Raw genomic sequence first — 23350 nt, forward strand, 5'->3', positions numbered from 1 at the left:
CCCCCACCCCCGTTCCACGCACCCACCACCCCACCGCCCGTCCGCCACCCCCTACGCAACTGCGACGGCTGCGACCACGCCTTCCGCGCCCCCGAAACCGAAACCCACTGCCGCGACTGCCGCACCGACCGCAACCACCAGCGGCCCCTCACCGCCCTCGGGCTGACCTGACGAATCCGGACACAAGATCGCTTCTCAAGGCCCTGGCCCCGTAGCGTCTTCTCCGTCACCCGCATGGGTGTCAAGAAACAGGGGGGAATCATCATGAGAAAGACAGTCCTGGCGCGTCGGGCCATGGCCCCAGCGGCCGTGCTCATCGTCGTCTCGGCGCTTTCCGGACCCGCTTTCGCGGATGAGTCGGTTGAGGGGCCCAATCCTTCCGATTGGGCGGTGGGGGTGCCGGCCGACGGAGACTCCTCGGCAGAGGGTGAAGCCGAATCCACCGTTGCTACTGTGGATACCTCACCGACCTTCCATCCTGTTCCCGCGATGAGTGCCGGCCAGCTCGCCGAGGAGAACAAGCTGAACGCGCTGCCGGAGGTTTCCGATGCGGCGGTCGACAGCGAGGGGGTGGAGGGCGAGATCGGTCCCATGGCCTGCGACAATCCTGTGAAGACCTGGTACACCATCACCAGCAAAAAAGCGGTCCACGTGCCGTCGTGGTGGAACGGAACCAGCTTCAAGGACGGCCCCGGCGGCAAGATGATCGTCAAGGTGGAGAAGTCCGGAAAGATCTCCGCAGAGATCGGCACGTCGGGCGAAGCCGAGTTCGACGCCGTCATCGCCAAGGCGAAGGCCACGGTGAGTGTGAAGATCACGGCCGAAGTCGGGATCACGACGGGCCACACCTACGAGCACCTGATACCCGCGAACCGCTACGGGCACCTGCAGTACGGCTCCTGGGGGTACAAGATCGGCTGGACCAAGTACAAGACCAGCGCGGACCGGTGCGGCAAGGTGAAGATCAAGTCGGGCTCAGGCAAGACACCTACGAAGGAGACCGGATGGCGCTGGTGGCACACCGCGACGTGACGGGCGGCACGACTCGGCACGTGATGACGCTCCTCGGAGGCGGCCTCAGTCTCCTGTTGCTCAGCGGCTGCAGCTCAAGCTCAGACGGTGAGCCGGAGTCGCGGCCTTCGGCTTCGACTCCGTCCGCCAGTGCTGCCGGCCGTTCTCCTGAGCTGGAGGAACAGGCGCTGGAAGCGGTCAGCAACGACACGGTGGACGACGCCGATTTCGTTGAGGCCGGCTCGGAGGATCTCGCCGACGGAATCCACGCACGGTCCTCCCTTGACAAGGGAAAGTCGTACCAGCTTGCCGTCGTTTGCATGGGCAAGGGAGAAACGCAGATGGTGGTCAAATACGCCAAGGTCGAAAAGCGCGAAACGCTGACGTGCGACGGGACCGTCTCCTATCTGAGGATATCCGATGCCTCGGATCAGTTGACGCTCGATGTCGACGCCGCCGCGAACAGCACGGGCGCAGCCGCCTGGCGAATCAGCAGAGTGCGCCTTTACTGAGCCTGTCGGCGTGATGTCGCCAAGGTCTGCCTTGGCGACATCACGCTCGACCACTACGAGCGCACCCAGGCCCACCACCGGGACGAGATCCGCCGGCTGAAGACCGCCGCGTTCGCCCACCTGCACTACCCCGACGCCCGCCAGGCCCTCCGACGTCCGCAGCCGCATCACGCACTGCACCGACCCCGACCTCCTCCGCCACTGGCTCGCCCGCGCCGTGACCGCTCCGAAGGCGGAAGAGATCTTCGAGGACCGGTAGGCGCCCCCCTGGTGTGGCCCATGCCACACCAGGGGGCATCACTAATAAAGTTTGACTAGTCATCCCGAGAGGTAAACACTCTTCGTCGACCACTAGGCAAAGTTGACTAGTTATCTCTCCGAAGGAGCCCGTATGACCTACCTCCCCGACACCGGATACACCCCGACCGCGGAGGACCGCGCGAGCCTCGACGCGTGGTTCGCCGAGTACGACGCGGCGAGCGGGAAGCGTGACGTCGAGCGCATGGCGGACCTGGCCGTCTTCCCCCTCAACCTCGTGAGCGACGACTCCGCGGGCGACGGGCGGTCGGCGCAGTGGGACCGGGAGCGGTTCGTCGCGGTCATGACCCAGGTGATGGGCGAGGGAGGTCAGGACATCACCTTCGAGTCCACCCGGACCCCGGTGTTCCTGTCCCCCTCGATGGCCGTGGTCTTCACGGACTCGACCATGACCGCCGACGGCGAGTCCCGGCAGCTCCGCTATGCCGACATCCTGCTCAGGCGGGAGGGGACGTGGGCGTTCCAGACCATGATCCAGGGCGGCTGGGGGGACAACCTGCGGTGACGTCCTACGAGTGCCCCAGCTCCGCCGCCGACGCGTCCTCCGTCGCCGGGACCGAGCCGGAGTCGGGGGACGGGCGGAGGGGGAACGGGTCGACGCGGGTCTCGTCGATGACCGGCGGGGCCGGCTGCGGGGGCTTCGGCATGACCGCGGCCTCGGAGTGGCCGCCGCAGCCGTAGGCCAGGGAGACGACGTGGCCGTCGGCCGGGGAGAACTCGTTGGCGCACACCCCGAACGCCTGGCCCAGCGAGCCGCCGATGGGGGTGAGGAAGCCGCACGACACGCAGGAGGCGGGGGCCGCCTGCGCCATCGGGGTCTTCGCGCCGAACGACTCCTCCCAGCGGTCGGCGGCGGTGTGCAGGCCGTAGCGGGACAGGACCCGGGCGCGGCGCATGCCGAGTTCCTCGGCGACCGCCGCGATCGTGCCGCGGACCGGGGTCAGCGCCAGATGGGCCGGGGTGCCCTCCGTGACCTCGGCGTCCTCCGCCTCCACCAGGTCGGCCATCTCGCCGGACACGGCGGAGCTCGGCGGCGGCTCCTCCCCGCCGGAGAAGCCGGGCTCCAGGCGCAGGTCCTCGGCGTCGGTGGGGAGGAGGTCGCCGGGTCCCATGTCGCCGGGGCGCAGCCGGTCGCTCCACGGCACCCACTCCGGTGCGAGGACCGCGTCGGGGCCGGGCAGCAGCACCGCCTCGTCGACCGTGACGATCTTGGCGCGGGAGGCGCGGGCCACGGTGACGGCCCAGCGCCAGCCGCGGTAGCCGAGCTCGTGGCACCCGAAGAAGTGGGTGACGACGCGGTCGCCCTCGGAGACCAGTCCCTCGTGCTCCCCCACGACCCCGGGCGCGGCGACCTCCTCGGCTGCGGCGCGGGCGAGGTCGACGGCCTCGGCGCACAGGCGGTCGGGGGTGCGGCTTCGCGTTGTCGCTGCGCTCACAGGTATCGCTTCTCTCCTACGCCGTCTCACGAGTGCGCCACTCCCAGCGCGGGGGGCGGACGGAGCGGACCGTGGGACCGCGTCGACGTCCGCGCCGCAACGTGCTCGGGCGCGCCTCCATCCATTCTGCGGGATGGCTGAGATACGCACGCTACCTGTTCCCGTCCCCTGGGCCTACACCGACGGTTGTTCCGGAGTCCCGCGCGCCGGTTTCCGGGGGCCTCCGGCCGCCCCCGGAGACCTGTTCCCGACGGCCTCCGGCGTTCCGCCGTACAGCCGCACCCCGGACGCCGTCCACGGTGATACGGCATTACACACCGCCTTCTCGGGGCACTATGGCGTCGTGGCTACCGCGAGGACACCCCAGGGCGCCACCGGGACCGGTGGGCCGAAAGGGGGCAGGGGCAACGGCCGACGCTTCGGAACGAGCCGGGCGGGCGGCCGTCTCCGCGCGTTCGGGCGTGCCCTGCACCTGCCGGTGACCGGAACCGCGCGGGGCATCCGCCGGGCGACCCACGCGCACGGCGCCGGGGAGTCCGGGCTCGGCAAGCTGATCGAACTGCACGGCGTGAACGGCGCCGGCGACGTCATGATCACGGTCGCGCTGGCGTCCACCGTGTTCTTCTCGGTGCCGACCGACGAGGCGCGCGGGCGGGTCGCCCTCTACCTCGCCATCACCATGGCGCCGTTCACCCTCCTCGCCCCAGTGATCGGCCCGCTCCTGGACCGCATCCCGCACGGCCGCCGCGCCGCCATGGCCGGCGCGATGCTCGCCCGGGCGCTGCTCGCGCTGGTCCTGTCCGGCGCGGTCGTCACCGGCGGACTGGAGCTGTACCCGGCGGCGCTGGGCGTACTGGTCTCGTCCAAGGCGTACGGCGTGGTCAGAAGCGCGGTCGTGCCCCGGCTGCTGCCACCCTCCTTCTCCCTGGTGAAGGCGAACTCGCGGGTGACGCTCGGCGGGCTGCTGGCGACCGGGATCGCCGCGCCGATCGGCGCGGGCCTGCAGCAGATCGGGCCGCGCTGGCCGCTGTACGGGGCGTTCGCGCTCTTCGTGACCGGGATGTTCCTGTCCTTCCGGCTGCCGCCGAAGGTGGACTCCGCGAAGGGCGAGGACGTGGCGCTGCTCGCCGCCGACGAGCGGCACCTGCACGGCCCGCACCGCGCCGCGGAGAAGCGCCCCGGACTGCGCACGGTCGGCCCGGCCGTCACCCACGCGCTCGGCGCCAACGCCTCCATCCGCTGCCTCACCGGCTTCCTGATCTTCTTCCTCGCCTTCCTCCTGCGCGAGCACCCGATGACGGGGCAGAACGCCGCGGTGTCGCTCGGCATCGTGGGCGTGGCGGCGGGCGCGGGCAACGCGCTCGGCACGGCGGTCGGGGCGTGGCTGCGGTCGCGCGCCCCGGAGATCATCATCGTGACGGTGGTGGCGTGCGTGGTGGGCGCGGCGATCCTGGCCGCCGCGTTCTTCGGCACGGTCCTGGTGGCGTGCCTCGCCGCGATCGCCGGGTTCGCGCAGGCGCTGGCCAAGCTGTCGCTGGACGCGCTGATCCAGCGGGACGTGCCCGAGCTGGTGCGGACGTCGGCGTTCGCGCGCTCGGAGACGCTGCTGCAGATGGCGTGGGTACTGGGCGGCGCGATCGGCATCGCGATGCCGCTGATCGGCACACTGGGGCTGGCGGTGGGCGCGGCGATCGTCGCCACGGGCTGGCTGACCACGGTCCGCGGACTGATCCGTTCGGCCCGCCAGGGGGACACGGGGCGGACGCGAGTGGCGTAACGCCGCGGCCACGCCGTACCCCCACGTGGGGAGTGCGGCGGACCCGCCAGATAGCCTTCCGCCCATGACCACGTTGCCCCGCGGCGCAGCCGCTTCGAGTCACCGCGCTGTGCGACGCCGCCGTGCCGTCGCCGCCGTCGGCGCCGTATCCGCCGGACTGCTCGTCCTGGCCGCCTGTGACAAGCCGACGCCGATGGCCACCATCACGGTGGGCGGCGACTCGGTGAGCTCGGAGGCCACCTGCGGTGGCGAGGGCGAGGCCCTGAACACCAAGACGCTCAACGAGTGCCTGAAGGACAAGGGCATCGACGAGATCTCCGTCGACCCCACCGAGACCGTGCGCTTCGGCGTCGACCCGGACATCGCCGACAACGGCTGGACCATCCTGATGAACGGTCAGCCGCTGGTCGACTCCAGCAAGAAGACCTACCAGGCGATCCCGGGCAGCGTGTTCTTCAACGCCCAGTACGGCGCCCAGGGCGACTCGACCCTGGTGACGATCAAGGAGGGCGAGGAGTCGACCACGGGGCTGTGGTCCTTCCGCCTGAAGAAGCAGGACGACTGATCACGTCGCCGTCACGCGTTCTCGTGACCACCGCGGTCCCCGTCGAGCGGGACGCGGTGGCCGGGGCGTTCCCCGGCCCCGTACGGGAGATCCCCCTCCCCGGGGCTGCCCTGCACCGGGTCTCCGGCGGGCCCGACCTGCTCGCCGCCGGGGTCGGCCCGGCGCTCGCCGCCGCGTCCACGGCCGGCGCGCTCACCGCCGCCGCCCTCGACGGCCGGCCCTACGGCCTGGTCGTCTCCGCCGGGATCGCCGGCGGCTTCCCGCCGCACGCGCCCCTCGGCCGTCTCGTCGTCGCCGACGAGATCACCGCGGCCGACCTGGGCGCCGAGACGGCCGACGGTTTCCTGCCGGTCACCGACCTCGGCTTCGGCACCGTCACCCACCGTCCGCCCGCCGCCCTGGTGCGGCGGGCCGCCGCCGCGGCCGGCGCGCTCACCGGGACCGTGCTCACCGTGTCGACGGTGACCGGGACCGCCGACCGCGCCGCCGCGCTCCGCGCCCGTCACCCGCGCGCCCTCGCCGAGGCCATGGAGGGCTTCGGGGTCGCCGAGGCCGCCGCCGCGCACGGCGTGCCCGTGCTGGAGGTGCGGGCGGTGTCGAACCCCGTCGGCCCTCGCGACCGCGCCGCCTGGCGCATCGGCGACGCCCTGACGGCCCTCACCGAGGGCTTCGGGAAGCTCGCGCCCGTCCTCGAGAGTTGGAACCAGCATGACCACCCCTGAGCAGCAGCGGCTGCGGATCGCCTACTCCCCCTGCCCGAACGACACCTTCGTCTTCGACGCCCTCGCCCACGACCGCGTCCCCGGCGCGCCCGCCCTCGACGTGACGTTCGCCGACATCGACCTCACCAACGGCATGGCCGAACGCGGTGAGCTGGACGTGCTGAAGGTGTCGTACGCGGTGCTGCCGTACGTCCTCGACGACTACGCCCTGCTGCCCTGCGGGGGCGCGCTGGGACGGGGCTGCGGGCCGCTGGTGCTGGCGCGGGAGGAGGGGGTGGACCTGACGGGGCGTACGGTCGCCGTGCCGAGCGAGCGGTCGACGGCGTACCTGCTGTTCCGGCTGTGGGCGGCGGAGGTGGTTGGAATCAAGGGGGGCGGGCCCGAAGGGCCCTCGGTTGAGGGCGGTGGTGGGCGACGGGCGGGTGGGGTCGGGGAGATCGTGGTGATGCCGTTCCACGAGATCATGCCCGCCGTGCGGGACGGGAAGGTCGACGCGGGACTCGTCATCCACGAGGCGCGCTTCACGTACCAGGACTACGGACTGCGCCGGCTGGCCGACATGGGCGAGCACTGGGAGCAAACCACCGGGCTGCCGATCCCGCTGGGCGCGATCATCGCGAAGCGGTCGCTGGGCGAGGAGACGCTGACGCGGCTCGCCGACTCCATCCGCACGTCCGTGCGGATGGCCTGGGACGAGCCCGAGGCGTCGCGTCCGTACGTCATGGAGCATGCCCAGGAGATGGACCCGGCCGTCGCCGACCAGCACATCGGGCTGTACGTGAACGAGTTCACGGCCGATCTGGGCGAGTCCGGGTACGCGGCCGTACGGGGGCTGCTCACGCGCGCGGCGGCCGAGGGGCTGGTGCCGCCCCTCGGCCCGGACGCGCTGCGGTTTCCGTAGAGGGCTCCGGGCGTGTCGGACGTGCCGGGCGCCCCGGGCGTCCTAGACGTCCAGCTGGTCGGCGACCGCGCGGAGCAGGCCGGCGATCTTCTTCCCGGCCGCGCGGTCGGGGTAGCGGCCCCGTTCCAGGGGCTGCGTGATGCCCTCCAGCAGGGTCGTCAGGTCCTGGACGATGGAGGCCAGCTCGTCCGGCTTCTTGCGCTGGGCCGCCGCGACCGACGGGGTCGGGTCCAGGACGGTCAGGGAGAGGGCCTGGTCGCCGCGCTGTCCGGCGACCACGCCGAACTCCACGCGTTGGCCCGGCTTGAGGGCCTCGACTCCGGCGGGGAGGACCGAGGAATGCACGAAGACGTCGCCGCCGTCGTCACGGGAGAGAAAGCCGAAGCCCTTCTCACTGTTGAACCACTTGACCTTGCCGGTGGGCACGTCCGTCCTCGTCCTCGTACTCGTAGGGAAAACTGCTTCGGAAATCGGCTCTGGATAGCACGCGGGCGGGCCCGATGACCCGCCGACACCAAGGCTAATGGTCTTCAGGCCGCTGACAAGACGTCACCCGGTTGTTCCTTCGCGCTGGGAACTACCCTGGTCCGGTGCGTGACAAAACCCAAGCGAATTCCCCCGCGCCCGGTGACGGCCTGGTCCGTGCCGGCGGCATCGTCTTCTTCGTCGGCGCCGTGGCCACTCTGGTCACCGTGGCCCCGTTGTTCCTCGGTACGACGCCCTTTCCGACGTACATGTTCGGGCTGAGCATGTTCATGGCCGTCGGATTCCTGATGGCCGGCGCGGGCGTACTGCGTTCGGTCGCGGCGGGGCGCCGTCGGGCGCGGGCCGGACAGGTTTCCGGGCCGGTTTCCGGTCAGTTGTCCGAGCGGTAGTCCGAAAACCACCGGGGGAATTCCGTCAGACCGGTGAGGACGACGTCCGCGCCGGCCTCGCGCAGCGCGTCGGGGCCGTACGGGCCGGTGGCGACCGCGACGGACAGCGCGCCGGCGGTCCGCGCGCCGCGCACGTCGCCCAGGTGGTCGCCGACGTAGACGGTGGCCCCGTGCTCGCGCAGCGCGAGCGCCTTCCGTTCGGCCCACAGGTCGCCGATCACGGCGTCCGGCTCGATCCCGAGGTGGGCCAGGTGCAGCTTGGCGTTGGGCTCGTACTTGGCGGTGACGACGATCGCGCGTCCGCCCGCCTCCCGTACGGCCGCCATCGCCTCCCGGGCGCCGGGCAGGGCGGGCGTGGGCGCGATGGCGTACACCGGGTACATCTCCCGGTACAGGTCCGCCATCTCGTCGACCCGCTCGGCCGGGAACCAGTTGACCAGCTCGTCCACCAGCGGCGGCCCGAGCCGGCTGACCGCGAGGTCGGCGTCGATGTACGTCCCGGTCCGCTCGGCCAGTGCGAGGTAGCAGGCGCGGATGCCGGGGCGGGAGTCGATGAGCGTCATGTCGAGGTCGAAGCCGACGGTGGGCGGGAGGGGGGTGCTGGTGGCCATGCGAGCCATTGTGCCCAACGCCTGCGGCGGGCCACCGCGCCACAGCTGCGGGCAGTCGTGCCGCTGGGGCGAGCCGCCGCGCCACAGCCGCGAGCCGCCGCGCCACAGCCGCGAGCCGCCGCGCCACAGCTGCGGGCAGTCGTGCCTCCCCCAGTGCCTGAACGGCCTGGGAGGTACCCCCAGGGCGATGGGGGTCCCCCCGCTCGAGCGAAGCCGAGAGTGGGGGAGGGTGGGCGCAGCGGCACCTGGCAAGCGCCGTGAGCGCGGTCGGACCCCCGGGTTGGATCGCCCCCGCCGCCCCTTCCCTTCCCGTCCCCCCGGGGGCGCTGCCCCCGGACCCCCGCTCCTCAAACGCCGGAGGGGCTGGATGCAGCCGGAGGAGCTGAGTTCGACCGAGGGGTCGAGTTCGGCCAAGGGGGTTGGAGACAGCCGAGAGGGCTGGATGCAGCCGAGGGAGCCGGACGTGGTCGAGAGAGCCGGACGCAGTCGGCGGCTCAGCGTTGGCGCTGGGAGCGCCAGACCAGGAACAGGGCCGTGGCGAGGGCCGCGGCCCGGATGACCCACGGCCACGTCTCGGAGATCGCCTCGTTCATCCGGCCCTCGGGGACGGGGGCGCCCCAGCGGCCCTCCGTCCTGCCCCAGAGCCAGACGACTCCGCCCGCGAGCGCGAGGCCGGGGAGGACGACCACCGCCCACTTGATCTCCGCCTGGGTCAGGCGGCGGGAGGCGTAGGCGATGAGCCAGCCCAGGATCAGGGCGCGCCAGTCGCCGATCACGGTCCCCGCGACCAGCAGACCGGCGGCGAGCAGGAGCAGGGGGTTGCTCCAGCGGCCGGAGGGGAGGCGCGGGAGGAAGCGGCGGCGGGAGGCGGCGGCGGGCTCCGCCGCGGGGGCGGCGGGGGCCGGGCCGGGCGGCGTCTCCTCCGGCTTCTCCTCCTTCGCCGGGGGCGGCTTGAGGAGTTCGGGGATCTCGACGCCGCCGACGAAGCCCGGCACCTCGTCGCCGACGCCGAACGCGCTGCCGTCCACCCGCCACCAGTCGGGCCGGCCGGCGCTGTCGCCGAGTTCGTCCGTGCCGGCCCGGTGCGGCGGGGACGGCACGCCGACGGGGGCGGGGCCGCCGTCCGGCGTCCCGGTCGGGCGGGGACGGGGCACGATCCGGCGCAGCACGCCCTTCGGGCGGCCCTCGCGGCCCTCGCGGGCCCCGGCGCCGCGTTCCGGCTCCCGCTGCACCGGGACGGCGGCGGGCGGCGCGGGGACGGCGGGGGCGGGGGCGGGGGCGTCCTCGGCCGCCGTGACGACCTCGGTCGGCGTGCCCATGCGGGAGATGATGCGGCGGACCGCGGCGGGCGAATCGACCACGGCCTTCGCCCGGCGCCGGTCGATCTCGTCGCGCAGCTCGGCGACCAGCCGCATGCGGGCCGCCGACGGCAGCTGCCGCTGCTGCGCCACGTCGCCGACGCGGCTCAGATACTCGTAGACGACCTGGTCGCTCTCGATACCCACGAAGTCCCCTCCGGGACGGATGCGTCGGGACACCGTCGCCCGACGGTACCCCGAGTGGGGCCGACCGACCCAACTCCCGGCACTCCACGGACGTACCCACCCGCTAACGTGAGACGGATGAGCACCGAGGAGCATCCCGCGGCGGCCCCCCGATCCCTCGCCGAGGCCCTCCGGGGGCGGGACGACGTCTCCCTGGCCGCGCTGCTGCGCAGCCGGCCGGACCTCATCACGCCCGTGCCCACCGACCTCACCCAGCTCGCCACCCGCGCCGGCACCCGTGCCTCGGTCGTACGGGCGCTGGAGCGGCTGGACCGGTTCACGCTGCAGACGGCGCAGGCGCTGGCCGTGGCGGCGGACCCGGCGTCGTACGAGGAGCTGCTCGGGCTGCTGGCCGGCGACGAGGGCGACCCGGTGGTCGCCGCCGCGCTGCCGCACGCGCTCGGCGGCTTGCGCGAGCAGGCGCTGGTGTGGGGCGGCGACGACCGGCTGCGGCTGGTCCGCACCGCCCGCGAGCTGCTGGCGCCGTCGCCGCAGCACCCGTCGCCGACCGGGCTCGGCCCGACGGTGCGGGAGGCCACGGCGGGGATGTCGCCGGGGCGGATCCAGGAGATCGTGGCGACGGTGGGACTGCCGTCGACGCACGACTCGGTGTCCGCCGTGACCTCCCTGACCGCCCTGTTCGCCGACCCGGCGCGGATGTCCGCGCTGCTCGACGAGGCGCCGGCCGAGTCCGTGGAGGTGCTGGAGCGGCTGGTGTGGGGGCCGCCGTACGGGCAGGTCACCGCCGATCCCGCGCCCCGGCTGCGCTGGCTCCTGGACCGGGGGCTGCTGCTGCCGACGGCGCCCGGGACGGTCGTCCTGCCGCGCGAGGTGGCGCTGCGGCTGCGGGCCGGGCGGGCGCACCGGACGCCGGAGCCGCTGCCTCCGCCCGTCGAGGCCGCCGCCGCGCACCGTCCGCGGATGGTGGACGCGACGGCGGCCGGGCAGGCGTACACGGCGCTGTCGACCGTCGAGGAGCTGCTGAAGGACTGGCACGAGGGCGGCCCGGCGGTGCTGCGGGCCGGCGGGCTGAGCGTGCGGGACCTGAAGCGGACCGCCGTCGCGCTGGACGTGACCGAGCCGGTGGCCGCGTTCTGGGTGGAACTCGCCTACGCGGCCGGGCTGCTGGCCTCCGACGGGGAGGCGGACGAGCGGTACGCGGCGACCCCGGCGTACGACGAGTGGCGCGAGCGGCCCGCCGCGGAGCGGTGGGCGCAGTTGGTCACGGCGTGGCTGGCGGCGACGCGGACGCCGGGGCTGGTCGGCGGGCGGGACGCGAAGGACCGCACGCTGTCGGCCCTGGGCCCGGGCCTGGACCGCTCGGCGGCCCCGGAGGTACGGCACCGGGTCCTGACCCTGCTGGCCGGCCTTCCGGAGGGGGCGGCTCCGGCCCCGGAGTCGGTCCTGGCGCGGCTGCGCTGGGAGCGCCCGCCGCGCGGGGGCGGGCGGGGCCTCGCCGGTGCGGGAGCGGGGGACGGTGAGGATCTGCGGGCGCGGATCGCGCGGTGGACGCTCTCCGAGGCGGAGATGCTCGGGATCACCGGACGCGGCGCCCTGGCCGCGCACGGGAGGGCGCTGATCGGCGCGCCCGCGGCCCGGCGGGCGGAGGCGGAGCCCGCGGGGCCGGGCGACAAGCTGCCCGTGCGTCACAGGAGCGCCCCGGCGCCGGCGCCGCCCTCCTCCGCCGAACAGGCCACGGCCGCCGCTGCCGCCGCCCGGCTGCTCGCGCCGCTGCTGCCCGAACCGCTGGACCACGTGCTCCTCCAGGCCGATCTGACGGCGGTGGCGCCGGGCCCGCTGGAGCGGCCGCTCGCCGACATGCTGGGGGTCCTCGCGGACGTGGAGTCGAAGGGTGGCGCGACCGTCTACCGGTTCACGCCCGGCTCGGTACGGCGTGCCCTGGACGCCGGGCAGACCGCCTCCGACCTGCACGCCTTCCTCACCGCGCACTCCCGTACGCCGGTGCCGCAGCCGCTGGCGTACCTCATCGACGACGTCGCCCGCAGGCACGGGCACCTGCGGGTGGGCGCCGCCTCGGCCTACGTCCGCTGCGACGACGACGCCGTGCTCAGCGAGATCCTCGCCGACAAGCGGGCCGCGGGGCTGGGCCTGCGCCGGCTGGCCCCGACCGTGCTGGCCGCGCAGGCCGGTCCGGCCGGTCTGCTGGAAGGGCTGCGCGCGATGGGGTTCGCGCCGGCCGCCGAGTCGGCGGAGGGCGATGTGGTGATCGCCCGAACCGACGCCCACCGCACCCCGCCGCGCACCCCTCCCGCGCCGGTCCCGGAAGGGCCGCCGGTCCCCGACGACACCCTCCTCACGGCGGCGCTCCGCGCCGTCCGCGCCGGCGACCTCGCCTCCACCGCCCCGCGCAAACCGGCCGCCGGGGGCGACCCGGGCCGCGGGGAGCCGCCCCGTACGACCGCCGCCGAGACCCTCGCCACCGTGCAGGCCGCCGTCCTCACCGGCGAGGCGCTGTGGATCGGCTACGTCGACGCCGAGGGCGGCGCCAGCCGGCGCGTCATCGCCCCGGTCCGGGTCGAGGGCGGCTTCGTCACGGCGTACGACCACACCGCGGACGAGGTGCGTACGTATCCGCTGCACAGGATCACGGGGGTCGCGGAGCTGGCGGACGGCGAGAGCTGACCCGTTCGGGTGTACGGCGGGCTCCATGCACGCCACGCCGGGCCGTTCCCCCCGATGAGCGAGATCGGGGGCCGTCGCGCATCGCGCGGTGGGCCGTCGGGCAGCCACCGGGTGTCCTGAACGGGCCCGGAAGCCACCGCGGTCCGTCCGCACGCGACAGAAAGGAGGTCCCCCGCGTGCCGTTCGTCGCGTTGCCGCAGCGGTCGGGGTCGGCCTCGGCGGAGGCGTGACCTCCCGACACGTTCCGGGTCCCGACACGTCTCGCGTTCCGCGTTCCGTGTTCGATCCGTTCCTCGTTCCGATCCGTTTTCCGTTTCTCGTTCCGATCCGTTTCTCGTTCACGGCGGGCCGGTCCCTCGTTCCCGGGACCGGCCCGTTCCCGTCGGCCGAGGACGAAGGGGGTCCCGTGCCTTCCGCGTTCCGTGCGGCGGCCGCCCGGCTCTCTCCGCTCTCGCGCTCGGCGCGGTGCTCCCCCCGGCCGCCGGGGAAGCCGCTCGCCGCCAAGGGGGGTGACCCTTCGGGGGCCCTGGTGAACAACCTCACGCCGTCCCCGCCGAAGTGACCCGGTCCGCTCGAAACCACCGGCGCGCGCGATCGGGCAGACTGGAGGTTTGGCCGTGCAGTGCCCGTGCCGAGCCCGTCGCAGAAAGGCAGCCGCGCGTGAATGGTCCGCTCATCGTCCAGTCCGACAAAACTCTGCTCCTCGAGGTCGACCACGAGCAGGCCGACGACTGCCGTCGGGTCATCGCGCCGTTCGCCGAGCTGGAGCGGGCGCCCGAGCACATCCACACCTACCGGGTGACCCCGCTCGGCCTGTGGAACGCGCGGGCGGCCGGACACGACGCCGAACAGGTCGTGGACGCGCTGGTGCAGTACAGCCGCTACCCGGTGCCGCACGCGCTGCTCGTCGACATCGCCGACACCATGGACCGCTACGGCCGGCTCAGCCTGGTCAAGCACCCGGCGCACGGCCTCGTCCTGACCAGCACCGACCGGCCGGTCCTGGAGGAGGTGCTGCGCTCCAAGCGGATCGCCCCGCTGGTCGGCGCCCGCATCGACCCCGACACGGTGATCGTGCACCCCTCGGAGCGCGGGCAGATCAAGCAGACGCTGCTGAAGCTGGGCTGGCCGGCCGAGGACCTCGCCGGGTACGTGGACGGCGAGGCGCACCCCATCGAGCTGGTCGAGGACGGGTGGGCGCTGCGCCCGTACCAGAAGCAGGCCGTGGAGAACTTCTGGCACGGCGGCTCCGGTGTGGTCGTCCTGCCCTGCGGCGCGGGCAAGACGCTGGTCGGCGCCGGCTCGATGGCGCAGGCGAAGTCGACCACGCTGATCCTGGTCACCAACACCGTCTCGGCCCGCCAGTGGAAGCACGAGCTGGTGAGGCGCACCTCGCTGACCGAGGACGAGATCGGCGAGTACAGCGGGACGCGGAAGGAGATCCGTCCCGTCACCATCGCCACCTACCAGGTGCTGACGACGAAGCGGAAGGGGATCTACCCCCACCTGGAGCTGTTCGACTCCCGGGACTGGGGCCTGATCCTCTACGACGAGGTGCACCTGCTGCCCGCCCCCGTCTTCAAGTTCACCGCCGACCTCCAGGCCCGGCGGCGGCTCGGCCTGACCGCGACCCTGGTGCGCGAGGACGGCCGCGAGTCGGACGTGTTCTCGCTGATCGGCCCGAAGCGGTTCGACGCGCCGTGGAAGGAGATCGAGGCGCAGGGCTACATCGCCCCGGCCGACTGCGTGGAGGTCCGGGTCAGCCTCACCGACTCCGAGCGGCTGGCGTACGCGACGGCGGAGCAGGAGGAGAAGTACCGGTTCTGCTCGACGACGGCGACCAAGCAGAGGGTGACGGAGGCGATCGTCCGGCGGTTCGCGGGGCAGCAGATCCTCGTCATCGGGCAGTACATCGACCAGCTGGACGAGCTGGGCGAGCACCTGGACGCGCCGGTGATCAAGGGTGAGACGTCGAACGCCCAGCGGGAGAAGCTGTTCGACGCGTTCCGGCAGGGCGAGATCAACGTCCTGGTGGTGTCCAAGGTCGCGAACTTCTCGATCGACCTGCCGGAGGCCACGGTCGCCATCCAGGTGTCGGGCACCTTCGGGTCGCGGCAGGAGGAGGCGCAGCGGCTCGGCCGGGTGCTCCGCCCCAAGGCCGACGGGCACCAGGCCCACTTCTACTCCGTGGTCGCCCGGGACACCATCGACCAGGACTTCGCGGCGCACCGCCAGCGGTTCCTGGCGGAGCAGGGGTACGCGTACCGGATCATGGACGCGGACGAGCTGCTGGCCGAGAGCTGACCGGCGGCCCGCGCACGCGCCCCGGCGGCGGACGGCCCAGAACGCCGGCGGGGCGGCGGACGCCGACGCGGTGCCGGCGTGCGCCGCCCCGGGCGGGACGCGACTCGTTCCCTCATGGGGGCGTGGGGCAGGGGGCTATTTCGGGTCCTTGGCGAACGTGGCGGTCGACCAGAAGTAGCCGAGTACCGCCAGGCCCAGGCACCAGGCCACCGCCAGCCACCCGTGGTGGCCGATCTCCGTGCCGAGCAGCAGTCCGCGCAGGGTCTCGATGGCGGGCGTGAAGGGCTGGTACTCGGCGACCGGCTGGAACCAGCCCGGCATCCCGTCGACCGGGACGAAGGCGCTGGACAGGAGCGGCAGCAGGATCAGCGGCATCGCGTTGTTGCCGGCCGCCTCGGCGTTCGGACTGACCAGGCCCATGCCGACCGCGATCCAGGTGAGCGCCAGGGCGAACAGCACGAGCAGTCCGAACGCGGCCAGCCACTCCAGGGCCGTGGCGTCCGTGGAGCGGAAGCCGATGGCCACGCCCACGGCGCCGACGAGGACCACGCTCGCGACCGACTGCAGCACGCTGCCGACGACGTGCCCGATGAGCACGGAGCCCCGGTGGATGGCCATCGTGCGGAAGCGGGCGACGATGCCCTCGGTCATGTCCATGGAGATGGACACCGCGGTGCCGATCGTGGTGGAGCCGATGGTCATCAGCAGCAGGCCCGGCACGATGTAGGCGATGTAGTCGGAGCGGTCCGCGCCTTCGCCGCCGATGCCCGCGCTCATCACGTCGCCGAAGACGTAGACGAAGAGCAGCAGCAGCATGACCGGCGTGAGCAGCAGGTTCAGGGTGAGCGACGGGTAGCGCCGCGCGTGCAGGAGGTTGCGGCGCAGCATCGTGGACGAGTCGCGCACGGCCAGGGCGAGGGTGCTCATCGGACGGCCTCCTTGGAGGGGGCGGGGACGGCGGCGCCGCCGGTGAGGGCGAAGAACACGTCGTCGAGGTCGGGGGTGTGCACGGTCAGCTCGTCCGCCTCGACGCCGGCGGTGTCGAGCCGGTCGAGGACGGCGCGCAGCTCGCGCTGGCTGCCGCCGCTGGGGATCTGCAGGGCGAGGGCGTCGTCGTCCCGGGAGGCCTCGCGCAGGGCGGAGGCGGCGGCCCGGTAGGCGGCCGGGTCGGTGAAGCGGAGCCGGACGTGTCCGCCGGGGACGAGGCGCTTGAGCTCCCCGGCGCTCCCTTCGGCGGCGATCCTCCCGTCGTGGAGCACGGCGATGCGGTCGGCGAGTTCGTCGGCCTCCTCCAGGTACTGGGTGGTGAGGAAGACGGTGACGCCGCCGGTGACGAGTTCGCGGATGATCTGCCACATGGTGTGGCGGGAGCGCGGGTCGAGGCCGGTGGTCGGCTCGTCGAGGAAGATGATCCGCGGCTCGCCGACCAGGGTCATGGCGATGTCGAGGCGGCGCTTCATGCCGCCGGAGTAGGTGGAGGCGGGCTTCCTCGCCGCCTCGGCGAGGTCGAACCGCTCCAGCAGTTCGGCGGCGACCCGCCGTCCCTGCGCACGGGAGAGGTGGTGCAGGTCCGCCATCAGGAGCATGTTCTCCTCGCCGGTGATCAGCCCGTCCACGGCGGAGAACTGACCGGTGACGCCGATCGCGGCCCGCACGGCCCGGGGGTCGGTGGCGAGGTCGTGGCCGCCGACCCGCAGGTCGCCGGCGTCCGCGGTGACGAGGGTGGAGAGGATCTTGACGGCGGTGGTCTTGCCGGCGCCGTTCGGGCCGAGCAGGGAGAAGATCGTTCCCTCCGGGACGTTCAGGTCGACGCCGTCGAGCACGGTCTTGTCACCGTAGGACTTGCGCAGCCCGTTCGCCGCGATGGCCAAGCCGGTCATGGGGTTTTCTCCTTTACGGGCGGCGGGTGGTCACAGGCTGCGGGCGGTGATGTCGCCGTAGGCGGTGGTCGCGTGGACGGTCAGGCCGGCGGCGGCGCCGTCGGCGTTCCTGAGCGTGTTGTGGACCCGGCCGTAGCCGGTGCCGGCGTCCAGGGAGGCGGAGACCCCGCGGGCGGCGCCGACGCAGATGTCGCCGTGCTCGGTGCGCAGCGTGACCGTGCCGCGCACGGCCTCGGTGACGCGGATGTCGCCCTTTTGGGTGCTGATCTCGGCGGGGCCGCCCAGGCGGCCGACCGAGACGTCGCCGGCGAGGACGGCGAGGCGGGCGCTCGCGGTCTCGTCGAGCTTGACCGGGCCCTGCGCGCCCTCGAAGGTGACGTCGCCGAGCCGTCCGACGCCCCGGAGCTCCGCGGCGGCCGCCTTCGCCTCGACGTGGGAGCCGGCCGGCAACCGGACGGTGACCTCGACGGATCCGGACGGGCCGAGGAGCTGGTTCCTCGCCGGCGGGCCGTCGACCCGCAGGACGCCGTCGCCGTACTCGACCCTGGTCTGCTCCGCCGCCCTCGTGTCGCGGCTCTTCGTGGCGTCCGCGGGCAGGACCTCGACCACGGTGTCGGCCCGGTCGGCGGCGATGAACCGGACGCGGCCTGCGGGGACGTCGAGGGCGACCGAGATGGGGGCGGGGGTGTCGAACTGCATCGTGCGCTCCTTCGGGTTTTCGTTTCTGACATCGGAAACGCTACGTTGCATTCATGATTACGACAACAAGTTTGTTGCATAGGAAGTCAGTTCATGCAGCTCAGAGCCGTAATATCGTTGCAACGGCTTGAGATCTAACGCAACAAACGAACTCGACTCGTTGCAATGAATTGAGAGTGAACGCTATGCTGGAGCCATCACGGACCACGAAGGAGACCGCGTTGCCAGGAGGCAGGCTCACCCAGCAGGAGCGCCAGCAGATCGCGACGGGGCTGGCCGACGGGCTCGCCTACGCGGAGATCGCCAGACGCCTCGACCGCCCCACCTCGACGATCACGCGCGAGGTGATGCGCAACGGCGGACCCACCGCCTACCGCGCGGACCTGGCCCACCGCGCCACCGAACGCCGCGCCCACCGGCGCAGACAGTCCGCGCCCCGGGGGCCGAAGGCGCTCACGGAGGACTACGGACGCGACGCGGAGGCCGTGCGCGCGTACGAGGAGACGCTCACCACCGTCTTCATAGCGTCGGGCACCCCCAAGATGATGGCCCGGGTGATGGCCTGTCTGACCCTCACCGACAGCGGGAGCCTCACCGCCGCCGAACTCGCCCAGCGCCTGCAGGTCAGTCCGGCGTCCGTCTCCAAGGCGATCGCGTTCCTGGAGAGCCAGGACCTCGTCCGCCGGTACCGCGAGGAGGGCCGCCGCGAGCGCTACGGCTTCGACGAGGACATCTGGTACCAGTCGATGATGGCCAGCGCCCGGTCCACCGCCCAGGTCGCCGAGACCTCACGGCAGGGCGTCGCCGTCATGGGGCCCGGCACACCGGCCGCCACGCGTCTGGAGAACGCCGCCCGCTTCCTCGACTTCATCGCCGAGACCATGATCCGCTCCGCCGAGCAGGCCCGCGAGGTCCTGTACGCGAAACCCGGAGCGGCCCCGGGCGGGACCGCCGGACCGGGTCAGGATCACCAGTAGCCGACCGCGCCGCGCTACCTGCGGCAAACGCCCGCCTCCTCGCCGTACTCGCCGAGGACGATCACGTCGACGGCGGCGCCGAGGAACACCTTCACGGCGCGCAGGGCGTCGCCGAGGCGGTGCGGACGACCGCCCTGGAACGAGGCCGCGCCGGTCGGCCGCACCGGCGGTGTGGTGGAGTGGAGGGTCGCTGCGCTCATGTCCCCATGGTTGCCCTCCGGCCCCGGGGCGGGCATCGGCCGGAGGGACCGATCCGCCTGCTCTCCGGGTACGTCTCCAGGGCGACCCGTACCTCCCATGCAGGACGGCCCGCCCCCTAGGGGGCGGGTCAGCGGCCGATCGCGTCGAGCTCGGCGAGGTCCTCCTCGGACAGCGCGAGGCCCGCGCCGGTGATGTTCTCCCGCAGGTGCGCCACCGACGAGGTCCCCGGGATGAGCAGGATGTTGGGCGACCGGTGCAGCAGCCAGGCCAGGGCGACCGACATCGGGCGGGCGCCGAGCCGGGCGGCCACGGCGGAGAGCGCCGACGACTGCAGGGGGCTGAAGCCGCCGAGCGGGAAGAAGGGCACGTAGGCGATGCCCTGTTCGGCGAGCCGGTCGACGAGTGCGTCGTCCTGACGGTGGGCGAGGTTGTAGAGGTTCTGCACGCAGACGAACGGGGCGATGGTCTGCGCCTCGGCGATCTGGGCGGCGGTGGCGTTGCTCAGACCGAGGTGCCGGATCAGGCCCTGCCGCTGGAGTTCGACGAGGGTCCCGTAGGCCTCGGCGAGCGAGCCGGGCTGCGGGCCCTCGGCGTTGCCGAGCCGGAGGTTGACGAGGTCCAGCGTCTCCACGCCGAGGGCCTCGAGGTTGCCGTGGACGGCCCGGCGCAGGTCGTCCGGCTCCCGGGCCGGGGGCCAGCCGCCCTGCGCGTCGCGGACCGCGCCCACCTTGGTCACGATGTGCAACGCCTCGGGGTAGGGGTGCAGCGCTTCGCGGATCAGCCGGTTGGTGACGTGCGGCCCGTAGGCGTCGGCGGTGTCGATGTGGGTGATGCCGAGACGTACGGCCTCGCGCAGCACCGCGAGCGCGCCGTCGCGGTCGGCCGGCGGCCCCATCACGCCGGGGCCGGTCAACTGCATGGCCCCGTAACCGAACCGGGTGACGGTCAGGTCGCCCATCGTCCAGGTGCCGCCGGGGAGGGATGTGGTCGGAGTGCTCATGCCCCCACCGTCCACGCCCCCGGCCGCCCCGCCCAGGTCCCCGCCGATCCTGGGAGTGACAGGGACAGGGACGGACGGCCCCGCGCGCCTAGCATGGGGGCATGCCTGAGGAGAACCTGCTCGGTGACTACCTCCGGGCGCGCCGGGAGCTGGTGACGCCCGAGGACATCGGGCTGCCGGCCCACGGAATACGCCGCGTCCCGGGGCTGCGCCGTGAGGAAGTGGCCATGCTCGCCGGCATCAGCTCCGACTACTACCTGCGGCTCGAGCAGGGCCGCGACCGGAACCCGTCGACGCAGGTCCTCGACGCGCTGGCCCGGGTGCTCCGGCTCGACGACACCGCCACGGGCTACCTCCACCAGCTCGCCGCGCCGCGCCCCCGCACCCGCCGCCGGCCCCGGCGACGGACCGTTCCGCCGGCCACGGCACAGCTGCTCCGGGCGATCGGGCTGCCGGCCTTCGTGACGGACAGGTCCCTCGACGTGATCGCGGCCAACGCGCTCGCCACCGCCCTGGTCCCGGGCCTACGGGTGGGGGAGAACCGGCTCCGGTCGTTCTTCCTCGACCCCGCCGAGCAGGCGCTGCACACGGACTGGGCCCACACCGCGTCCCGGTGCGTCGCCGGCTTCCGCAGGCGCCTCGGGTCCGACGTCGACGACCCGCGGGTCGTCCGGATCGTCGGCGAACTGTCCCTGGCCAGCGAGGAGTTCCGGCGGGTGTGGGCGCGCCACGACGTCCGGCTGCCGGGCGGCGGGCCGATCGGGATGAACCATCCGCAGGTCGGCCGGCTGAACCTCACCATGTCCAAACTGGACGTCGACGGCCCCGACGGGATGGCGCTCGCGCTCTACCACGCCGAGCCGGGGACCGAGGACGCCGAGCGGCTCGCCCTGCTCGCCTCGCTGACCACGGGACCGGGGCGGCGGCCGGTCGACGTGCCCGGCGTGCCCGGCGTACGGGAAGCGGACGGTTCACCCCGTACGAGCTGACCGGCACGGCCACGAGCGTGCCCGCCGTGTCCGTCCCCGTCCGGCGCACAAACCGTTTGGACCGCACCGGCCCCGCGCCCTAGAATCTCCGCTCTTGCCCGCCTCCCCTCACGGAGCGCCGCCGTCCGGACGGAAACCGGCCGGTATTTCGCCGCAGCAACCCCAGCAGCAGGTCCCCCGGAGGCACCTCCTTGTCCGCGTCCACGCCAGTAGACGAACCCGTAGACAGTCCCGCGACCACCCCTGCGGCCACCCCCGCGGACGACCCGCTCGCCCGCGAGCGCGCCCACCTCGCCGCGTCCCGTTCCGCGCTGCGCGCCATGCGCGAGGACGTCGAGGCCCTCGACATCGGCGACGTCACCGCGAACTGGGTCAACGCGACCGTGCTCGAGCGCCAGATCGAGGAGCGCATCAAGGCGCTGGCCGACCTCAGCGACACCCCGCTGTTCTTCGGCCGGCTCGACTACCTGCACTCCCCCGGCGCCGAGCGGGCGGAAGGCGCGGAAGGGGAACGCTTCTACATCGGGCGCCGGCACGTGCACGACGCGGACGGCGACCCGATGGTGATCGACTGGCGTGCGCCGGTGTCGCAGCCGTTCTACCGGGCGTCCAAGAAGGACCCGCACGACATCGCGCTGCGCCGCCGCTTCGGCTACACCGGCGGCGACCTCACCGCCTACGAGGACGAGCACCTCTCCGACCCCACCGCGGCGGACACCGCCGGCAAGCTGCTCCAGCAGGAGATCGAACGCCCGCGCGTCGGCCCGATGCGGGACATCGTCGCCACGATCCAGCCCGAGCAGGACGAGATCGTACGGTCCGGGCTGTCCGGCAGCGTCTGCGTGCAGGGAGGCCCCGGGACCGGGAAGACGGCCGTCGGTCTGCACCGGGTCGCCTACCTCCTCTACGCCCACCGCGAGCGGCTGGCCCGCACCGGCACGCTGGTCGTCGGGCCGAACCGCTCCTTCCTGCACTACATCGAGCAGGTGCTCCCCGCGCTGGGCGAGCTGACGGTCGCGCAGGCCACGGTGGACGACCTGGTGGCGCACGTGGAGGTGCGCGGGACGGACGAGGCGCCGGCGGCGGTGGTCAAGGGCGACGCCCGGATGGCGCGGGTCCTGCGCAGGGCCCTCTACTCCCACGTCACGATGCCCACCGAGCCGGTCGTGGTCGTGCGCGGCTCACGCCGCTGGCGGGTCCCGGCGTACGAACTGGAGGAGATCGTCCGGCAGTTGCTCGACCGGGGCATCCGCTACGGGGCCGCCCGCGACGCCCTCCCGCAGCGCATCGCGCACGCCGTGCTGGTGCAGATGGAGCGGGCGGGCGAGGCGCCGGACGACAGGGTCCAGGACGCGGTGGCCCGCAACGCCGCGGTGAAGGCGGCGGTGAAGACGGTCTGGCCGGCCGTCGACCCGGCGAAGCTGGTGCTCCGGCTGCTGGGCGACGCGGAGTTCCTGGCGGAGCACGCGGAGGGCGTGCTCGACGCGCAGGAGCAGAAGACGATCCTGTGGACGAAGCCCGCGCGCTCGGTGAAGTCGGCGAAGTGGTCGGCGGCGGACGCGGTGCTGATCGACGAGGCGGCCGACCTCATCCAGCGCACGCACTCCCTCGGGCACGTGGTGCTCGACGAGGCGCAGGACCTGTCCCCCATGCAGTACCGGGCGGTGGGCCGCCGCTGCACGACCGGCTCGGCGACCGTCCTGGGCGACCTGGCCCAGGGCACCACCCCGTGGGCGACCCGCAGCTGGGAGGAGGCGCTGACCCACCTGGGCAAGCAGGACGCGGTGATCGAGGAGCTGACGGCCGGTTTCCGCGTCCCGACGGACGTCATCACCTACGCCTCCCGGCTCCTCCCGCACATCGCGCCGGGCCTGACCCCGGTGGCGTCGATCCGCGAGAACCCGGGCCTCTTCGAGGTCCGCCCGGCCGGGGGAACGGACGACGTGGTCTCCGCCTGCCGCGAACTCCTGGGCAACGAGGGCTCGGTGGGCCTGATCGCGGCGGACGTCCGCGTCCCGGAACTGGCCGAGGCGCTGACCGCGGCGGGCATCACGTACGTCGCCCCCGGCGAGGAGACCACCCACGCCACCCGCCTGACCCTGGTCCCGGCCTCCCTGGCGAAGGGCCTGGAGTACGACTACGTGGTCCTGGACGAACCCCGGGCGGTGGTGGACGCCGAACCGGACGAACGCACCGGCCTGCGCCGCCTGTACGTGGCCCTCACCCGAGCGGTCTCGGGCCTCATCGTCACCCACAAGGCCCCGCTGCCGGACCAACTCACGTAACCACCGCCGCCCCCACGGGCAGCCCCACCGCCGCCCCCACGGGCAGCCCCACCGCCGCCCCCACGGGCAGTCGTGCCGCTGGGGCGGCACGGGTGGGCGC

Annotated in this window: 22 protein-coding genes; 13 read left to right on the plus strand and 9 right to left on the minus strand. The window is 73.2% G+C overall.

Going from position 1 to position 23350, the window contains the following annotated elements; genetic code table 11:
• The first annotated feature begins 234 nt into the window (after positions 1–234).
• The 3 genes from ADK41_RS33915 to ADK41_RS33925 all read left to right on the plus strand — a co-directional run bounded on the left by ADK41_RS33915 (position 235) and on the right by ADK41_RS33925 (position 2346).
• On the plus strand, positions 235–1032 hold the full coding sequence (locus ADK41_RS33915; protein WP_234392724.1) for a hypothetical protein: 798 nt from the start codon (positions 235–237) through the stop codon (positions 1030–1032).
• A complete protein-coding gene (locus ADK41_RS40325) occupies positions 1005–1523 on the plus strand; it encodes a hypothetical protein (protein ID WP_051843235.1) in 519 nt (172 codons plus the stop codon). The genes ADK41_RS33915 and ADK41_RS40325 overlap by 28 nt, the downstream gene beginning before the upstream one ends.
• Positions 1524–1914: 391 nt before the next feature.
• Positions 1915–2346 (plus strand): nuclear transport factor 2 family protein, encoded by a 432-nt coding sequence (locus ADK41_RS33925; RefSeq protein WP_030829087.1) that lies wholly within the window; start codon positions 1915–1917, stop codon positions 2344–2346.
• A 4-nt stretch (positions 2347–2350) separates the two neighbouring features.
• On the opposite strand, the gene ADK41_RS33930 is transcribed toward ADK41_RS33925, so the two are convergent.
• Positions 2351–3277, minus strand: coding sequence for a DUF3027 domain-containing protein (locus ADK41_RS33930; protein WP_030829090.1), 927 nt, complete (start codon positions 3275–3277; stop codon positions 2351–2353).
• Between the two features lie 343 nt (positions 3278–3620).
• Here ADK41_RS33930 and ADK41_RS33935 point away from each other — a divergent pair, with 343 nt between their 5' ends.
• From ADK41_RS33935 to ADK41_RS33950, 4 genes are all read left to right on the plus strand, one after another.
• The gene (locus ADK41_RS33935) at positions 3621–5054 is read left to right on the plus strand and encodes an MFS transporter (protein ID WP_030829092.1); all 1434 of its coding nucleotides are present in this window, start codon (positions 3621–3623) and stop codon (positions 5052–5054) included.
• 64 nt (positions 5055–5118) lie between these two features.
• Positions 5119–5619 (plus strand): DUF2703 domain-containing protein, encoded by a 501-nt coding sequence (locus ADK41_RS33940; RefSeq protein ID WP_234318871.1) that lies wholly within the window; start codon positions 5119–5121, stop codon positions 5617–5619.
• A gap of 23 nt (positions 5620–5642) precedes the next feature.
• Entirely contained in the window at positions 5643–6341 is a 699-nt protein-coding gene (locus ADK41_RS33945; RefSeq protein ID WP_078662016.1) for a futalosine hydrolase, read from the plus strand.
• Positions 6328–7242: a 1,4-dihydroxy-6-naphthoate synthase gene (locus ADK41_RS33950; RefSeq protein WP_030829103.1), complete on the plus strand. Its 915-nt coding sequence runs from the start codon at positions 6328–6330 to the stop codon at positions 7240–7242. Before ADK41_RS33945 ends, ADK41_RS33950 begins: the two co-directional genes overlap by 14 nt.
• Positions 7243–7284: 42 nt before the next feature.
• Here ADK41_RS33950 and ADK41_RS33955 read toward each other — a convergent pair whose 3' ends face one another.
• Entirely contained in the window at positions 7285–7668 is a 384-nt protein-coding gene (locus ADK41_RS33955) for a cold-shock protein (RefSeq protein WP_030829106.1), read from the minus strand.
• Between the two features lie 164 nt (positions 7669–7832).
• On the opposite strand from ADK41_RS33955, the gene ADK41_RS33960 reads away from it, so the two are divergent.
• Positions 7833–8117 (plus strand): hypothetical protein, encoded by a 285-nt coding sequence (locus tag ADK41_RS33960; protein ID WP_030829110.1) that lies wholly within the window; start codon positions 7833–7835, stop codon positions 8115–8117.
• Here the strand turns inward: ADK41_RS33960 and ADK41_RS33965 are convergent.
• On the minus strand, positions 8099–8728 hold the full coding sequence (locus ADK41_RS33965; RefSeq protein ID WP_037804531.1) for an HAD family hydrolase: 630 nt from the start codon (positions 8726–8728) through the stop codon (positions 8099–8101). The genes ADK41_RS33960 and ADK41_RS33965 overlap by 19 nt on opposite strands.
• A gap of 494 nt (positions 8729–9222) precedes the next feature.
• Positions 9223–10233 (minus strand): hypothetical protein, encoded by a 1011-nt coding sequence (locus tag ADK41_RS33970; protein ID WP_030829115.1) that lies wholly within the window; start codon positions 10231–10233, stop codon positions 9223–9225.
• A gap of 117 nt (positions 10234–10350) precedes the next feature.
• Here ADK41_RS33970 and ADK41_RS33975 point away from each other — a divergent pair, with 117 nt between their 5' ends.
• On the plus strand, positions 10351–12915 hold the full coding sequence (locus ADK41_RS33975) for a helicase C-terminal domain-containing protein (RefSeq protein ID WP_030829117.1): 2565 nt from the start codon (positions 10351–10353) through the stop codon (positions 12913–12915).
• 660 nt (positions 12916–13575) lie between these two features.
• Positions 13576–15219 (plus strand): DNA repair helicase XPB, encoded by a 1644-nt coding sequence (locus ADK41_RS33980; protein ID WP_030829120.1) that lies wholly within the window; start codon positions 13576–13578, stop codon positions 15217–15219.
• Positions 15220–15354: 135 nt separating this feature from the next.
• Here the strand turns inward: ADK41_RS33980 and ADK41_RS33985 are convergent, their stop codons facing one another.
• From ADK41_RS33985 to ADK41_RS33995, 3 genes are read right to left on the minus strand one after another with little or no spacing between them, the layout of a single operon-like run.
• Entirely contained in the window at positions 15355–16146 is a 792-nt protein-coding gene (locus ADK41_RS33985; RefSeq protein ID WP_030829124.1) for an ABC transporter permease, read from the minus strand.
• A complete protein-coding gene (locus tag ADK41_RS33990) occupies positions 16143–17099 on the minus strand; it encodes a daunorubicin resistance protein DrrA family ABC transporter ATP-binding protein (RefSeq protein WP_030829127.1) in 957 nt (318 codons plus the stop codon). The genes ADK41_RS33985 and ADK41_RS33990 overlap by 4 nt, the downstream gene beginning before the upstream one ends.
• A gap of 30 nt (positions 17100–17129) precedes the next feature.
• The gene (locus tag ADK41_RS33995; protein ID WP_030829130.1) at positions 17130–17798 is read right to left on the minus strand and encodes a DUF4097 family beta strand repeat-containing protein; all 669 of its coding nucleotides are present in this window, start codon (positions 17796–17798) and stop codon (positions 17130–17132) included.
• A 221-nt stretch (positions 17799–18019) separates the two neighbouring features.
• Here ADK41_RS33995 and ADK41_RS34000 point away from each other — a divergent pair, with 221 nt between their 5' ends.
• A complete protein-coding gene (locus tag ADK41_RS34000) occupies positions 18020–18775 on the plus strand; it encodes a helix-turn-helix domain-containing protein (RefSeq protein WP_030829133.1) in 756 nt (251 codons plus the stop codon).
• A 14-nt stretch (positions 18776–18789) separates the two neighbouring features.
• Here the strand turns inward: ADK41_RS34000 and ADK41_RS34005 are convergent, their stop codons facing one another.
• The gene (locus tag ADK41_RS34005) at positions 18790–18975 is read right to left on the minus strand and encodes a hypothetical protein (RefSeq protein ID WP_030829136.1); all 186 of its coding nucleotides are present in this window, start codon (positions 18973–18975) and stop codon (positions 18790–18792) included.
• Positions 18976–19103: 128 nt separating this feature from the next.
• The gene (locus tag ADK41_RS34010; protein ID WP_030829139.1) at positions 19104–19976 is read right to left on the minus strand and encodes an aldo/keto reductase family oxidoreductase; all 873 of its coding nucleotides are present in this window, start codon (positions 19974–19976) and stop codon (positions 19104–19106) included.
• A 101-nt stretch (positions 19977–20077) separates the two neighbouring features.
• Between ADK41_RS34010 and ADK41_RS34015 the strand changes: the two genes are divergently transcribed.
• Positions 20078–20965 carry a helix-turn-helix domain-containing protein gene (locus ADK41_RS34015; protein WP_030829141.1) on the plus strand — a complete coding sequence of 296 codons (888 nt, stop codon included), beginning with the start codon at positions 20078–20080 and terminating at the stop codon, positions 20963–20965.
• A gap of 191 nt (positions 20966–21156) precedes the next feature.
• On the plus strand, positions 21157–23250 hold the full coding sequence (locus ADK41_RS34020) for a HelD family protein (RefSeq protein WP_030829143.1): 2094 nt from the start codon (positions 21157–21159) through the stop codon (positions 23248–23250).
• Positions 23251–23350 lie beyond the last annotated feature (100 nt).

Source organism: Streptomyces caelestis, from assembly GCF_001279005.1.
GTDB classification, from domain to species: Bacteria; Actinomycetota; Actinomycetes; order Streptomycetales; family Streptomycetaceae; genus Streptomyces; species Streptomyces heliomycini.